The organism is Herbaspirillum lusitanum P6-12 (genome assembly GCF_000256565.1).
GTDB lineage: Bacteria > Pseudomonadota > Gammaproteobacteria > Burkholderiales > Burkholderiaceae_D > Herbaspirillum > Herbaspirillum lusitanum.
This window is the reverse complement of record NZ_AJHH01000594.1, coordinates 1-14629: the sequence shown is the minus strand read 5'-3', so window position 1 is coordinate 14629 and position 14629 is coordinate 1. Positions and strand designations below refer to the sequence as shown.

The 14629-nt window shown below is 60.0% G+C and carries 13 protein-coding genes; 3 read left to right on the top strand and 10 right to left on the bottom strand.

Features of this window, described 5'->3' with window-relative positions:
• Window positions 1-1006: 2-oxo acid dehydrogenase subunit E2 (locus HLUSI_RS0119575; protein WP_029363791.1), on the top strand; the 1006-nt coding region annotated here is incomplete at its 5' end.
• 139 nt (window positions 1007-1145) lie between these two features.
• Window positions 1146-2945 carry a dihydrolipoyl dehydrogenase gene (lpdA, locus tag HLUSI_RS0119570; RefSeq protein ID WP_016835559.1) on the top strand — a complete coding sequence of 600 codons (1800 nt, stop codon included), beginning with the start codon at window positions 1146-1148 and terminating at the stop codon, window positions 2943-2945.
• Window positions 2946-3056: 111 nt separating this feature from the next.
• Here the strand turns inward: lpdA and HLUSI_RS0119565 are convergent, their stop codons facing one another.
• The 3 genes from HLUSI_RS0119565 to HLUSI_RS0119555 form a co-directional block, all read right to left on the bottom strand.
• Complete coding sequence (locus tag HLUSI_RS0119565; RefSeq protein ID WP_157137925.1) at window positions 3057-4106, bottom strand: aldo/keto reductase; 1050 nt, start codon at window positions 4104-4106, stop codon at window positions 3057-3059.
• Window positions 4021-4527 (bottom strand): MerR family transcriptional regulator, encoded by a 507-nt coding sequence (locus HLUSI_RS0119560; protein ID WP_016835557.1) that lies wholly within the window; start codon window positions 4525-4527, stop codon window positions 4021-4023. The genes HLUSI_RS0119565 and HLUSI_RS0119560 overlap by 86 nt, the downstream gene beginning before the upstream one ends.
• A 144-nt stretch (window positions 4528-4671) precedes the next feature.
• Window positions 4672-5607, bottom strand: a complete 936-nt coding sequence (locus HLUSI_RS0119555) for an exopolyphosphatase (protein ID WP_029363790.1) — start codon at window positions 5605-5607, stop codon at window positions 4672-4674.
• A 295-nt stretch (window positions 5608-5902) separates the two neighbouring features.
• On the opposite strand from HLUSI_RS0119555, the gene HLUSI_RS0119550 reads away from it, so the two are divergent.
• Window positions 5903-6679, top strand: a complete 777-nt coding sequence (locus tag HLUSI_RS0119550; protein WP_016835555.1) for a dienelactone hydrolase family protein — start codon at window positions 5903-5905, stop codon at window positions 6677-6679.
• Between the two features lie 72 nt (window positions 6680-6751).
• On the opposite strand, the gene HLUSI_RS0119545 is transcribed toward HLUSI_RS0119550, so the two are convergent.
• The 7 genes from HLUSI_RS0119545 to HLUSI_RS29680 form a co-directional block, all read right to left on the bottom strand.
• Window positions 6752-7636 carry a carbohydrate ABC transporter permease gene (locus tag HLUSI_RS0119545; protein ID WP_016835554.1) on the bottom strand — a complete coding sequence of 295 codons (885 nt, stop codon included), beginning with the start codon at window positions 7634-7636 and terminating at the stop codon, window positions 6752-6754.
• Window positions 7633-8532, bottom strand: a complete 900-nt coding sequence (locus HLUSI_RS0119540) for a carbohydrate ABC transporter permease (protein ID WP_016835553.1) — start codon at window positions 8530-8532, stop codon at window positions 7633-7635. The genes HLUSI_RS0119545 and HLUSI_RS0119540 overlap by 4 nt, the downstream gene beginning before the upstream one ends.
• 130 nt (window positions 8533-8662) lie before the next feature.
• Window positions 8663-10000: an ABC transporter substrate-binding protein gene (locus HLUSI_RS0119535; protein ID WP_016835552.1), complete on the bottom strand. Its 1338-nt coding sequence runs from the start codon at window positions 9998-10000 to the stop codon at window positions 8663-8665.
• A gap of 124 nt (window positions 10001-10124) precedes the next feature.
• Window positions 10125-11213, bottom strand: a complete 1089-nt coding sequence (locus HLUSI_RS0119530) for an ABC transporter ATP-binding protein (RefSeq protein WP_016835551.1) — start codon at window positions 11211-11213, stop codon at window positions 10125-10127.
• A 329-nt stretch (window positions 11214-11542) separates the two neighbouring features.
• Window positions 11543-12499: a C-terminal binding protein gene (locus HLUSI_RS0119525; protein WP_016835550.1), complete on the bottom strand. Its 957-nt coding sequence runs from the start codon at window positions 12497-12499 to the stop codon at window positions 11543-11545.
• A gap of 137 nt (window positions 12500-12636) precedes the next feature.
• Window positions 12637-14364: an IlvD/Edd family dehydratase gene (locus HLUSI_RS0119520; protein ID WP_016835549.1), complete on the bottom strand. Its 1728-nt coding sequence runs from the start codon at window positions 14362-14364 to the stop codon at window positions 12637-12639.
• A gap of 78 nt (window positions 14365-14442) precedes the next feature.
• Window positions 14443-14629 (bottom strand): hypothetical protein (locus tag HLUSI_RS29680; protein WP_040503696.1); only part of this gene is annotated, 187 nt, incomplete at its 5' end.

Genomic DNA, 14629 nt, shown 5'->3' with positions numbered 1-14629 from the left:
GCCTGCAGCTCCTGTATCGGCGCCGGCCGCTGCTCCTGCCATGGCGGTCGCTGCCGTCACGCCGAGCTCCGTCAACAAGTCGCATGCGTCGCCATCGGTGCGCAAGTACGGCCGCGAACTCGGCGTCGATCTGACCCGCGTGGTCGGCACCGGCCCGAAGAACCGCATCTTGCAGGAAGACATCCAGAAGTTCGTCAAGGCGGCGCTGGCCGGCGCTGGTACGGCGGCTTCCGCTCCGGCCAAGAACGGCAGCGGCGTTGGTCTGGATCTGTTGCCTTGGCCATCGCTCGACTTCAGCAAGTTCGGTACGACCGAACTGTTGCCGCTGTCGCGCATCAAGAAGATCAGCGGTCCGAACTTGCATCGCAACTGGGTCATGATCCCGCACGTCACGCAATTCGACGAAGCCGACGTGACCGAGCTGGAAGAATTCCGCAAGACTTCCAACGATGCCTACGCCAAGGCCAAGTCGCCGGTCAAGCTGACCATGCTGGCGTTCGTGATCAAGGCCAGCGTCTCGGCGCTGAAGAAATTCCCGGCGTTCAACTCCTCGCTGGATGCCAAGGGCGAAAACCTGATCCTGAAGCAGTACTACAACATCGGCTTCGCCGCCGACACGCCGAACGGCCTGGTGGTGCCCGTGATCAAGAATGCCGATCAGAAGACCATCGGCCAGATCGCCACCGAAATGGGCGAGCTGTCGGCGCAAGCGCGCGACGGCAAGCTGAAGCCTGCCGACATGCAAGGCGCGACCTTCACCATTTCGTCGTTGGGCGGCATTGGCGGCACGGCCTTCACGCCGATCATCAATGCACCTGAAGTGGCGATCCTGGGCTTGTCCAAGTCGATCATCAAACCGGTCTGGGACGGCAAGCAATTCGCGCCGCGCCTGATGCTGCCGACTTCGCTGTCCTATGACCACCGCGTGGTCGACGGCGCGATGGGTGCGCGCTTCTCGGCCTATCTGGCCGAAGTGCTGGGCGATTTGCGCAAGTCGCTGCTGTAATTGTTGCCGCTGCGCCGCGCTGATGAGAATCAGTGCGGTGCTTTAGCTTCAGGCACAAACAAAGCGGCGTCGCGCATCCATTCGTGAATGAGACAGCGCAGCGCAAACAAGCGAACAACAGAATTTACGGAGTAAAGACATGAGTCTGAGCGAAGTCAAAGTCCCCGATATCGGCGATTTCAAGGAAGTGGAAGTAATCGAATTACTGGTCAAGGTTGGCGACACGATCAAGGTCGAGCAATCGCTGATCACCGTCGAGTCCGACAAGGCCAGCATGGAAATCCCGTCCAGCACGGCTGGCGTGGTGAAAGAATTGAAAGTCAAGGTAGGCGACAAGGTTGCCGAAGGTTCCGTGCTGTTGCTGGTGGAAGCCAGCGGTGATGCGGCGGCTGCACCTGCTGCTCCGGCAACTGCGCCTGCAGCCGCCCCTGCACCTGCTGCGGTAGCGCCTGCACCGGCTGCTGCCCCCGCAGCTGCAGCACCTGCTCCGGTCGCAGCCAGCTTCGGCGGTTCGGCCGACATCGAATGCGACATGATGGTCCTCGGCGCCGGTCCCGGCGGCTATTCCGCTGCGTTCCGCGCCGCCGACCTGGGCATGAACACCGTGCTGGTCGAGCGCTATTCGACTCTCGGCGGCGTGTGCCTGAACGTCGGTTGCATTCCATCCAAGGCGCTGCTGCACGTTGCAGCCGTCATCGATGAGACAGCCGCGATGGCCTCGCATGGCGTGACCTTCGCCAAGCCGGAAATCGACATCGACAAGCTGCGCGCCTACAAGGAAAAAGTCATCGGCACCATGACCGGCGGTCTGGCCGGCATGGCCAAGGCGCGCAAGGTCAACGTCGTGCAAGGGGTCGGCCAGTTCGTCGGCGCCAATCACATCGAAGTGACCGCAGCCGACGGCAGCAAGAAGACCGTCAAGTTCAAGCAAGCCATCATCGCCGCCGGTTCGTCGGTGGTGAACCTGCCGTTCGTACCGCAGGATCCACGCATCGTCGACTCGACCGGCGCGCTGGAACTGCGTCAGGTGCCGAAGCGCATGCTGGTCATCGGCGGCGGCATCATCGGCCTGGAAATGGCCACCGTGTATTCCACGCTGGGCGCACGCATCGACGTCGTCGAAATGATGGACGGCCTGATGCAAGGCGCGGATCGCGACATGGTTAAAGTTTGGCAGAAGTTCAACGAAAAGCGTTTCGACAATGTCATGCTGAAGACCAGGACGGTCGGCGTGGAAGCATTGAAGGAAGGCATCAAGGTCACCTTCGAAGCCGCCGAAGCCGGCGCCAAGGCGCCGGAACCGCAAGTGTATGACCTTGTGCTGGTGGCCGTCGGCCGTAGCCCGAACGGCAAGAAGATCGCCGCCGACAAGGCCGGCGTGACCGTCACCGATCGCGGTTTCATTCCAGTCGACAGCCAGATGCGCACCAACGTGCCGCACATCTTCGCCATCGGCGATCTGGTCGGCCAGCCGATGCTGGCGCACAAGGCCGTGCACGAAGCGCACGTTGCCGCCGAAGCCGCAGCCGGCGAGAAGAGCCACTTCGACGCCAGTGTCATTCCTTCGGTGGCTTACACCGATCCGGAAGTGGCATGGGTCGGCATCACCGAAGACGAAGCCAAGGCCAAGGGCATCAAGCTGGAGAAGGGCCACTTCCCGTGGGCCGCATCCGGTCGCGCCGTTGCCAACGGCCGCTCGGAAGGTTTCACCAAACTGCTGTTCGACGCTGAGACCCATCGCATCGTCGGCGGGGGCATCGTCGGCACGCACGCCGGCGACATGATTGGTGAAATCGCACTGGCGATCGAAATGGGTGCTGATGCCGTCGACATCGGCAAGACCATCCATCCTCACCCGACGCTGGGCGAATCGATCGGCATGGCGGCGGAAGTCTACAAGGGCGTTTGCACCGACTTGCCGCCGATGCGCAAGAAGTAATCCGGAATCACTTCCAGCCTCGGCAGAGGCAAAAGAAAAACGGCTGACATCGCGAGATGCCAGCCGTTTTTGATTGCCTGCGCTATTCAGTTCAGAGCGAGCTGATCGGCATCAGCCGTTGATAATGCGCATGCCTTCCTCTGTATAACGCGGTCCGGCGGCGGCATCGACAGGGAACAGCCGGTTCAGTTCTTCCAGGTGCGACGCCGTCAGCGTGACTGCCAGCGCGCCGCTGTTTTCTTCGAGATAGGTGCGGCGCTTGGTGCCGGGAATCGGCACGATATGGTCGCCTTGCGCCAGCACCCAAGCCAACGCCAGTTGCGACGGTGAGCATTCATAGCGGGTTGCCAGCTCTTTCACCTTCTCCACCAGCAGCAGGTTCTTCGCAAAGTTTTCACCCTGAAAGCGCGGATTGTGGCGACGGTAATCGTCTGCTTCGAACTGGTCCGGACGAGTAATGGCGCCGGTCAGGAAGCCGCGTCCCAGCGGGCTGTACGGCACAAAACCGATGCCGAGCTTGTTGCACGTTGCCAGCACGCCTTGCTCCGGATCGCGTGTCCAGAGCGAGTATTCGCTTTGCAGCGCGGTGATCTTGTGAACCTTGCTGGCGCGCTCCAGCGTCTGCGACGATGCTTCCGACAAACCGATGTGACGGATCTTGCCGGCCTTGACCAGATCGGCCAGCGCGCCCACGGTCTCTTCGATCGGCGTGCTCTGATCGATGCGATGCTGGTAATACAGGTCGATGGTCTCAACGCCCAGGCGTTTCAGGCTGCCTTCGACCGAAGTGCGGATGTAATCGGGTTTACCGTTGACGCCGCGCGCCGCCGGATTGGCCGGATCGCGCACGATGCCGAATTTGGTCGCAATGAATACCTGATCGCGCTTGCCTTTGATGGCCTTGGCGATCAGTTCTTCATTGATATGCGGACCATACATGTCGGCCGTATCGAGAAAGCAGATGCCGAGCTCCAGCGCGCGATGGATGGTAGCGATGGATTCGGCATCGTCGCGATTCGAATAGAAATCGCTCATGCCCATGCAGCCGAGGCCGATGGACGAGACGGTCGGGCCGTCAGCGCCGAGCTTGCGAGTGCCGACTTGCGTTGCCGGTTTTGCTTGTTGAGTTGTTGCGTTCGTTGGGTTTGTTGCTGTGGTCATTGGAAGCGTCCTCGATAGATTGCTGGTGAGTGACGACGACCGGTGGCAGCGCGGCCTCCATGTCCTCATACATCTTGACCTTCATATGCAGGATGGACAGGTTGCTTTGCAGTTCGGCGATCGTCTCTTCCACGGTGCGGGCATGCTGTTGCAGCAATGCCTTCCGTGCAGACACACTTTCCGCCGTATTGCCGGCGCGACGCAGTTCTGCGTAGCGCAGCATGTCGCGGATCGGCAGACCGGTCGAACGCAGCTTGAGCAAGAATCCAATCCAGAGCAGATCTTCTTCGCGGTACAGGCGATGCGTATTGTCCTGGCGCGCGATCGGATCGAGCAGGCCGATCCTTTCGTAATAGCGCAGGGTGTGCACCGACAAACCGGTCTTTGCGGCAGCTTGTTGTATGGTCAGGGAAGTGGTCATGTGAAGCAGTCTAGAAGTTGGAGCGCACTCTAAGTCAAGAGGGGATTTTGACTTATTTCGAGACCATCGGGGGGATTTTGCTGAAAGGGCGCTCGCGAGGCCGATACGGATGCGGCAAGCGCCCTGTCTTTCCTGCGGGACGATTTAGCCGTCGGCGTTGATGCGGGAGATCAGCGTCTTGAGTACTTCTTCGGCGCGATCGTTTTCAATCTGGCAAGTACCGGCGTTCTCATGTCCGCCGCCGCCGTATTCCAGCATCAACGCGCCGATGTTGGTCTTGGAAGTGCGGTTGAGGATGGATTTGCCGGTGGCGAAGACGGTGTTCTGGTTCTTCAGACCCCACAAGACGTGGATGGAAATATTTGTTTGTGGAAACAGTGCGTAGATAATGAAGCGATTCCCGGCAAAAATCACCTCTTCGTTGCGCAAGTCCAGCACTACCAGATTTTTGTGCACGGTGGCGCAGCGGCGGATCTGTTCCTTGCACTTGTCGGCGTGCTCGAAATACAGCTCGCGGCGCTCCTTGACGTCCGGCGTCGCCATGATTTCTTCGATCGTATGCGTTTTGCACAGCTCGATCAGATCCATCATCAGGTTGTAATTGGAGATGCGGAAGTCGCGGAAGCGGCCCAGGCCGCTGCGCGCATCCATCAGGAAGTTGAGCAGATCCCAGCCTTCCGGATTGAGCACTTCCTGTTCGTTGAAGCGCGCGGCATCGCCCTTGTCGACCGCCGCCATCATGTCGCCCCACGATGCCGGGAAGGCTTTCTCGCCGCCGTAATAGTCATAAACCACGCGCGCAGCCGATGGCGCGTCAGGGTGGATCACGTGGTTCTTGCGTTCACCCGTGTGGCGGATGGTTTCGGACAAATGGTGATCGAACGCAATGTGCACGCCGGGCACGAAGGGAAGGTTGGTGGTGATGTCGTTGTCGCTGATGGCGATTTTTCCGTCCTGCATGTCCTTGGGATGCACGAACAGGATTTCATCGATCATGTTCAGATGCCTGAGCAGCACTGCACATACCAAACCATCAAAGTCGCTGCGTGTTACCAAACGGTATTGTTTTGCTTCCGACATCATCGTCCCCTTTATAAATAGAATATTCATTGCGTCCCGGCGCCATGGCGCCCCCCGGCAGGCTCTGGAACAGTGGTTAATCATACAACCCAAATTTGGACATGAATAGCAGAAAAATACGCGGCCGTCGTCGCCCCGCGACGAGCCCCGCGCCAGCAAAGTTTCGGCGGCTGTGCAAAGATAGCGGCTTTCGCCAGAAAGCCGTGTGAGACCGTCTCCCGCAAGATGCACGCTGCATCTCAGACAGGGGGGCGGCCCCATCCGGCTTTCCCCATCTGCAACTCAGGAGAAGTGAATGAGTCACCATTTTGATCCCGCCCCCATCGCCGCAAAATTCGGCATCCCGGCAGCCGATCTCGGCATCGAACTGATCAGCCATGTACTGGACGGCGTCGAGTATGAAAACGTGCTGCTGTTCAATAACAAGAACACAGTGCCGGTGGCCGGCGTGATTTCCATTCCCAACTATTTCGGCATCAGCCAGAAGGCGCTGGAAGTCACCGCGACCATCATCGGCCTGGGCCTGCATCAGGCAATCCTGGTCGGCGACGTCTACGGCAAGACCGTACGTCCGACCACGCCCGATGAAGGCGTCGCCGCCATCGTCCCGCTGAAGAAGGAGCGTGCCGAACTGCGCAAGCGCATGAATGCGGTGCTCGACGCATTCAAAGGCCAGGACAAGGTCAAGCTGAACGGCAAGCTCGGCGCCAGCGGCTTCTGCTTCGGCGGCACCGCCGCGCTGGAACTGGCGCGCTCGGGCGCTGCCTTGCAGGCGTTCGTTTCGGTGCATGGCGCGCTCGACACGCCAAATCCGAAAGATGCAGAAAACATCAAGGGCGCCGTCCTGGTGCTGCACGGCGTGCAGGATCCGTCGGTGCCGCGCGATCAGGTCAACGCCTTCATCGATGAGGTCAGCGCCGCCAACCTGGATTGGCAACTGGTCAACTATGGCCAGGCCGGCCATTCATTCACCGATCCGGATGCCAAGAATCCGGGCTTTTTCTATCACCAGAAAACGGCTGAGCGCGCATCGGTCGCGTTGAAGAACTTCTTCGCTGAAAAGCTCGCCTGATCCGATTCAGGGCGGACAATAAAAAACGGCCGGCATCGCAAGACGCCGGCCGTTTTCCTTGAGCGAGAAGAATTACTCTTTCACCGCTCCGGTCATGCCCGATACGTAATATTCCACGAAGAAGGAATACACCACCGCCACCGGCAACGACCCCAGCAGTGCGCCCGCCATCAGCGCGCCCCAGTGATACACGTCGCCATCGACCAGCTCGGTCACGATCCCCACCGGCACCGTCTTCACTTCCGAGGAAGAGATGAAGGTCAGCGCGTAGATGAACTCGTTCCACGACAGCGTGAAGGCGAAGATGCCGGCCGAAATCAGACCAGGGACCGCCAGCGGCAGGATGATCTTGATCAGGATTTCCCAACGCGTGGCGCCGTCGATCAGTGCGCATTCTTCCAGCTCATACGGAATCGAGCGGAAGTAGCCCATCAGCAGCCAGGTGCAGAACGGAATCAGGAAGGTCGGATACGTCAGGATCAGCGCCCAGCGCGTATCGAACAGGCCCAGCTTGAACACGATTGCCGCCAGCGGGATGAACAGGATCGATGGCGGAATCAGGTACGCCAGGAAGATGCCCAGGCCGACTTGCTTGGAACCCTGGAAGCGCAGGCGTTCGATGGCATACGCCGCGAACACGCTGGCCGCCAGCGAGGCGAAGGTCGACACCACCGACACGATGACCGTGTTCAGCAGCCACGCCGGATACTGGGTTTCAAACAGCAGCTTCTTGAAGTGGGCCAGCGTCGGCGCCACCACCCAGAACGGATTGCCGGTCTGACGCAGCAATTCGTTGTCGGGTTTGAAGGCCGTGATCACCATCCAGTAGAACGGGAAAAGCAGCACGAACACGAAGATGCCCAGCGGGATATACGTCGTGATCCAGCGGCGCGGCACCGATTGCAGGAAATCCATGCCTTGCGTTTCCTGCTGCAGGTCTTTTGACTTCTTGCTCATTTGTCACCTCCTTGTTGCCAGCCGCGACGTTGCAGGCCGAAGTACGAAAACATGATGGCTGCGAGCAGGAAAGGAATCATGTAGGTTGCCAGCGCGGCGCCTTCACCCAGCGAACCGCCAGGGATGGCGCGTTGGAACGACAGCGTCGCCATGAGATGCGTTGCATTCAACGGACCGCCGCGTGTGAGCACATAGATCAACTGGAAGTCGGTGAAGGTGAACAGCACCGAGAACGTCATCACCACCGCGATGATCGGCGTCAGCAACGGCAGCGTGACATAGCGGAATTGCTGCCATGGCTTGGCGCCGTCGATCGCCGCCGCTTCATACAGCGAAGGCGAGATGGTCTGCAAGCCGGCCAGCAGCGAGATCGCCACGAACGGAATGCCGCGCCAGACGTTGGCGACCACGGTGGAAATCCGCGCCAGCCAGGGTTCGCCGAGGAAATCGATGTAGTGATCGATCAGGCCCATCTTCACGAGTGCCCAGCTGATCACCGAGAACTGCGAATCGTACATCCACCAGAACGCCAGCGCCGACAAGGCGGTCGGGACGATCCATGGCAGCAGCACGATGGCGCGGAAAAAGGATTTGAGCGGCAGGTTCTTGTTGAGCAGGATCGCCAGCCACAAGCCGAGCACGAACTTCAGGATGCTGGCGGTGATGGTGTAGAACAGCGTGTTGAACAGCGATAGCTGCGCCAGCGAATCGCCCAGCAGGTAGGAATAGTTGTCCAGTCCGATGAAGCTGCCTTCGCCACCGATTTTTGTATCGGTGAAGCCAAGCCAGATTCCCAGTCCGAGCGGGTAAGTAAGAAACACGACAAGCAGTAATACGGCAGGCGCCATGAACAGCATGCCCAGCACATTACGGTTGTTCAGCAGTCGGGATAACATAAGCAGACCTCGGTAAGCGTGATGACTGCGTCCGCACGGCGGCTGCCGGTGCGAACGCATGTTTTGCTCCTTGCTTCGCCTGCTCCGGGCTCATGAATGTCAGGAAGCCGAAGCAGGGTAGAGCAGGTTTTTACGCTTTGTAGAAGCGTTTGGCCCGATCGGCAGCGCGGTCGATTGCTTGCTGCACGGTCTTCGAACCGCTGGCCGCTTCCGCCACCATGTCGACCACCACGTAGTCGGCCATGCAGGCGGCAGACGCCTGGCCCAGCGGACCTTCGTGGCCGTGGTCGATCATCAGTGCAGCCGAGTCGCGATACACGGTGGCCTTCGGATCCGACGTCCAGATGGCGTTCTTTTCGTAGGCCTTGAGCGATTGGCTGACGTAGCCGATGGATGCTTCCATCCATGGATTGTATTGCTCAGGTTCGAACATGAACTGCACGAACGCCTTCGCCGCATTCGGGAACTTGGTGTGCTTGAAGATCATCATCTGCGTGATCTGCATCAGTTCAGTCGGCTTGCCGGCAGGGCCGACGGGGAAGTGGGCGTGTTGCGTGTCTTTCGCCATTTCCTGCAACTTCGGATCGGTCGAATTCTTGGCCGCGTAGTACACCGAAATGCCGTTGGCCGTCATGCTGATCTGGCCGTCCAGGTAAGCCTTGTTGTTCGACGGATCTTGCCAGGACAGTGTGCCCGGGATGAAGGTCGCATACAGCTGCTTGGCGTATTCCAGCGCAGCGCGGGTTTCCGGCGAATTGATGGCGACCGCGCCTTTCTTGTCGACCAGCTTGCCGCCATGCGACCACAACAGCCAGTGCGCCCAGTTATTGGCGTCACCGACGGCTTTGCCGAGTGCGAAACCGACCGGTGTGTTTTTGGCTTTGAGGGCCTGGCACATCTTCAGGAAACCGGCGGTATCCTTCGGCACGGCGTCGAAGCCGGCTGCCTTCAACTGGCTTTCGCGATACACCAGCGCATTGCCGACCACGCCGACCGGCAGCGCGATCCATTTACCGTCCTTGGTGCCGTATTTGCGGCAGACGTCGTACCAGCCGCCGAGGCGGCTGCCCAGCGATGTCGCCAGGTCGGTCAGGTCGATCAGCTTGGTCGGATATTGTTGCGGATCATCGAACCAGCTCATCACGATGTCCGGGCCGGAACCGACGTTGGCGGCAACCGCTGCCTTCGGACGCAGGTCTTCCCAGCCTTCGCTGTCGGTGCGCACGGCGACGCCGGTCTTTTCGGTGAATTTCTTCACGTTTGCATTCCACAAGTCTTCATCGCCCTGGACGAAACGCTTCCAGCGCAGCACGCGCAGCGTGGCGCCTTTTTCGATGTCGAACTTCAGGCCGGCGCCGGTGGCGGCAGGCGCGGCTGGTGCGGCGAATGCATTGGTGGTGGCTACTGTCGATGCCGCAGCGACGGATGCGCTGGCGGCCAGGAAATTACGTCTGGTCAGCTTAGTCATGTCTCCTACTCCTTCTCTTCTGATGAAAGTGAATGGGCCCAGGTTTTAAGGCTTTTTATTTTTACTTGCTGTACTACAGGGACTGCTTTGTTAAAAGTATTGCGAATAACGACGATCAACATCCTCAGTCGCGCGCCAATGTCTTGCCGCTATCGGCGTCGAACAAATGGGTGCTGCCGTGTTCCGGCACCAGCGTGATGGTGTCGCCGGCCGAGAAGTCGTGACGTTCGCGGAAGATCGATGTCAGGCTGGTGTCGCTGAAGCGTGCATACACTTCGGTATCGGCGCCGGTCGGTTCGACCACGACGACCTTGGTGTTCATGCCGCTGCCGGCCGGACCGATGCTCAGATGCTCGGGACGCACGCCGTAGACTACGCGCTGGCCGTCGACGCCGTCCAGGCCGCGATGCGCATATGGTGCAGGGAGGCGCGTGCCGTCGGCGAATTCGACTTCAGCCTTGTCGGCATTGCGACGCAAGGTGGCGGGGATGAAGTTCATCGCCGGCGAGCCGATGAAGCCGGCCACGAAGATGTTGGCAGGGCGGTCGTACAGTTCGAGCGGACGGCCGCGCTGTTCCACCAGGCCGTCGCGCATGACGACGATCTGGTCGGCCATGGTCATCGCCTCGATCTGATCGTGGGTGACGTAGACCGAAGTGGTCTTCAGGCGCTGGTGCAGTTCCTTGATCTCGGTGCGCATCTGCACGCGCAGCTTGGCGTCGAGGTTGGACAGCGGTTCATCGAACAGGAACACCTGCGGATCGCGCACGATCGCGCGGCCCATCGCCACACGCTGGCGCTGGCCGCCAGAGAGCTGGCGCGGATAACGTTCCAGCAGCGTGGTCAGGCCGAGGATTTCGGCGGCCTTCTTGACCTGCTGCTGGATGAATGACTTGTCCTTCTTGGCCAGCATCAGCGAGAACGCCATGTTGTCGTTGACCGTCATGTGCGGATACAAGGCGTAGTTCTGGAACACCATGGCGATGTCGCGGTCCTTGGGCTGGACGTTGTTGACGACGGTGCCGCCGATGGAGATCTCGCCTTCGGTGATTTCCTCGAGGCCTGCCAGCATGCGCAACAGGGTCGACTTGCCGCAGCCTGAAGGGCCGACGAGAACTGCGAACTCGCCGTCGGCGATGTCGATGTCGACACCGCGGATAACCTGGGTGCTGCCGAATTGCTTCTTGATGCCGCGAATCTGTACTGATGCCATGCCTTGCTCCTCGTCTATATCCTCGTTTTTGTGTCTGCGATAAACCCTTTCTTGGAGGGCTACGCACATTTAATTCTGATACTGCGCCGCTTGGTTTTTATTGGTTTTCGGCGGTACTGAGAGATACAAAATGACAGCCACTATCGCTACGTCGGTAACGCCATGACAGTGGACATAGTTACATCGTCGTTCTTCGTACCTCTCTGCGTTGCCCGGGCTGCTGCTCTGCTACGGATTGCTGTGAGATGCCGTGCTGCGTCTGCTGTTGTTGCCGTTACGGTTGCGGACGCAGTCGGTGCTCGTTAGTATTGTTGTCTCTGCTTTTTGTTTTACTTCTTCCGGCCTTCCACCACCACATACGACGGGCGTCCATTGCGGTCCCAGTCGATCAGGTTCTGCGCTGCCTTGCGACGCAGTTCCCTGGCGGCGACTTCGGAATAGAAGGCGGCGTGCGGCGACAATAGCACACGTTTGTGCTGGACAATAGCGGAACTTGTCTCCGGTGGTTCGACCGGCAGGACGTCCAGTCCGGCGCCCTTCAGATTGGTGTCGAGCGCCTTCAGCAAGTCATCGATATTGACCAGTCCGCCGCGTGCCGAATTGACCAGGAAGCTGTCCTGTTGCATCAGTTTCAACACCGACGAATCGATCATGCCGCGGGTCTCGTCGTTGAGCGGCGTATGCAACGACACCACATGCGCCTGCCTGAACAATTCTTCCTTGCCGACGCGTTCCACATAGGCCGGGAAGTCGCCGTCGATGATGTGCGGATCGTAAGCGATCACGCGCTTGAACAGGTTGCGGCTGATATGCGCCATGCGCTTGCCGATGCGGCCGAGACCGACGATGCCGATGGTCATTTCGGAACAGCGCTGGATCTTGCCGGCAGTGGTGTAATGCCATTGGCCCGACTTGACGTCGCGGTCGTAGCCGGTGATGTTGCGGATCAGGTCGAGCGCCATCGCCAGTGCATGCGTGGAGACTTCGCCGACGCCGTAGTCGGGCGAATTGCCGACCCAGACGCCGTGTTTGGCAGCGTCGTCGGTATTGATGGTGTCGAAGCCGGCGCCGTAGCGGCTGGCGATGCGGATTTCAGGGCGGGCCGCAAAGACCTTGGCGTTCACCGGTGCGTATTGCACCAAGAGGCCCTGGCAGCCTGCGGAGGCAGCGATGACCTCCTCTTCCGTGCGGCATTGCGCGGTCACCACTTCCACGCCGGCTTCCTTGTAGAGCGCAAGCTCCAGGTCGACGTCGGGGAAATCGTAATCGGTAATCAATACTTTCATTGCTTCATGTCTCCATATGTCGCAGTCAAAACAGGCGGAAGTTCATGTTTTCGGTCATCGCTCCCTTAAGGGGAGTGCGCCTGATACTTCCGCCGGCTTGTTTGTTGAAAAATCAATTCAGATTCTTGCCAGTGCCGTCAGTGGTTATCCTTCGGAATGCCGGAGCCGCTCTTGCCGACCAGGAAATCGAGGTCGGCGCCAAGATTGGCTTGTTGCACATGATCGACGTAAAGCTTGACCCAGCCACGATCCGCAGGTGCTTTCGGCGCTTGCCACAAGGCCCGGCGGCGTGCCAGTTCTTCGTCGCTGACATGCAGGTGCAGCTTGCGCGCGTCGACGTCGAGCTCGACCAGGTCGCCGTCCTGCACCAGCGCCAGCGGACCGCCGGCGGCGGCTTCCGGCGTCACGTGCAAGACCACGGTGCCATAAGCGGTGCCGCTCATGCGCGCATCGGACACGCGCACCATGTCGGTAATGCCTTTGCGCAGCACCTTCGGCGGCAGCGGCATGTTGCCCGCTTCGCCCATGCCGGGATAACCCTTGGGACCGCAATTCTTGAGCACCAGCACGCAGTTCTCGTCGACGTCCAGATTCTCGTCGTCGATGCGCTTGTGCAGGTCGTCGCTGTTCTCGAACACCACGGCGCGGCCGGTGTGTTTCAGCAAGGCCGGCGTCGCGGCCGATGGCTTGATCACCGCGCCGTCCGGGCACAGGTTGCCGTGCAGGATGGCGATGCCGGCGGCCGCCTTGAACGGCGTGTCGAAGGCGTGGATGACGTCGCGGTTCCAGTTCGGCGCGTCCTTGCAGTTGTCCCACAAGGTCTGGCCGTTGGCCGACAGGGCGCTCTTGTCGATGACGCTCTCAAGCTCGCGGATCACCGAGGGCAGGCCGCCGGCGTAGTAGAAATCTTCCATCAGGTATTTGCCCGACGGTTGCAGGTTGACCAGGCACGGCAGCTTCTGGCCGATCTTGTCCCACTCTTCCAGCTTGAGGTCGACGCCGATGCGGCCGGCGATCGCCAGCAAGTGGATCACGGCGTTGGTCGAGCCGCCGATGCCGGCGTTGACGCGGATGGCGTTTTCGAATGCGGCCTTGGTCAGGATTCTGGACATGATCAGGTCTTCCTTGACCATCTCGACGATACGGCGACCGGAGTTGCGCGCCAGCACGTTGCGGCGCGCATCAACGGCCGGAATCGCCGCGTTCCCCGGCAGGCTCATGCCCAGCGCTTCCACCATGCTGGCCATGGTCGAGGCCGTGCCCATGGTCATGCAGTGGCCGTGCGAACGGTGCATGCAGCTTTCGGCTTCGAAGAATTCTTCCTGCGACATCTGGCCGGCACGCACTTCTTCCGACATCTGCCATACGCCGGTGCCGGAACCAAGTTCGCCGCCACGGTATTTGCCGGACAGCATCGGGCCGCCGGAGATGCCGATGGTCGGCAGGTCAACCGACGACGCGCCCATCAGCAGCGCAGGCGTGGTCTTGTCGCAACCCATCAGCAGCACCACGCCGTCGAGCGGATTGGCGCGGATGGATTCTTCGACGTCCATGCTGGCGAGATTGCGGAACAGCATCGCAGTCGGACGCATCAGCGTTTCGCCGAGCGACATTACCGGGAACTCCAGCGGGAAACCGCCGGCTTCCCAGATGCCGATCTTGACCTGTTCGGCCAGCGCGCGGAAGTGCGAATTGCAGGGTGTCAGTTCAGAGTAGGTATTGCAGATGCCGATGACCGGACGGCCATCAAATTGATCGTGCGGAATGCCGCGGTTCTTCACCCAGGAACGGTAGATGAATCCATCGCGGTCTTGCCGGCCGAACCATGCCTGGCTGCGGCGTGTGAATGTCTTGGTGTCGCTCATGTTCTTTCCTTTTTCCTTATGGCGTCTGGTCGTCAAGGCGCCAAGAATGCTGTCTGTATCGGATGGCTGTCGGAAGGATCAGTGGCGAATATTGCTTTGGTCGAAAAAGTAGCGGGAGAAATCCATCAGGTGATACGCCAGCATGGCGTCGCCGTTGCCGGCATGGCCGAGATGACAGAGATAGCGGGAGGTTGACGCAGCGCAGGCGCCGGATTGCACACGCGCGGAAACGGAAAAGGACGCCGCTGCCAGGCCGCGCATGCGC

Coding starts and splice junctions, on each gene's coding strand:
- HLUSI_RS0119525 (WP_016835550.1), bottom strand. CDS start 12,499: ATGAAAGTATTGATTACCGATTACGATTTCCCCGACGTCGACCTGGAG.
- HLUSI_RS0119550 (WP_016835555.1), top strand. CDS start 5,903: ATGAGTCACCATTTTGATCCCGCCCCCATCGCCGCAAAATTCGGCATC.
- lpdA (WP_016835559.1), top strand. CDS start 1,146: ATGAGTCTGAGCGAAGTCAAAGTCCCCGATATCGGCGATTTCAAGGAA.
- HLUSI_RS0119530 (WP_016835551.1), bottom strand. CDS start 11,213: ATGGCATCAGTACAGATTCGCGGCATCAAGAAGCAATTCGGCAGCACC.
- HLUSI_RS0119540 (WP_016835553.1), bottom strand. CDS start 8,532: ATGTTATCCCGACTGCTGAACAACCGTAATGTGCTGGGCATGCTGTTC.
- HLUSI_RS0119545 (WP_016835554.1), bottom strand. CDS start 7,636: ATGAGCAAGAAGTCAAAAGACCTGCAGCAGGAAACGCAAGGCATGGAT.
- HLUSI_RS0119520 (WP_016835549.1), bottom strand. CDS start 14,364: ATGAGCGACACCAAGACATTCACACGCCGCAGCCAGGCATGGTTCGGC.
- HLUSI_RS0119565 (WP_157137925.1), bottom strand. CDS start 4,106: ATGACCACAGCAACAAACCCAACGAACGCAACAACTCAACAAGCAAAA.
- HLUSI_RS0119555 (WP_029363790.1), bottom strand. CDS start 5,607: ATGTCGGAAGCAAAACAATACCGTTTGGTAACACGCAGCGACTTTGAT.
- HLUSI_RS0119535 (WP_016835552.1), bottom strand. CDS start 10,000: ATGACTAAGCTGACCAGACGTAATTTCCTGGCCGCCAGCGCATCCGTC.
- HLUSI_RS0119560 (WP_016835557.1), bottom strand. CDS start 4,527: ATGACCACTTCCCTGACCATACAACAAGCTGCCGCAAAGACCGGTTTG.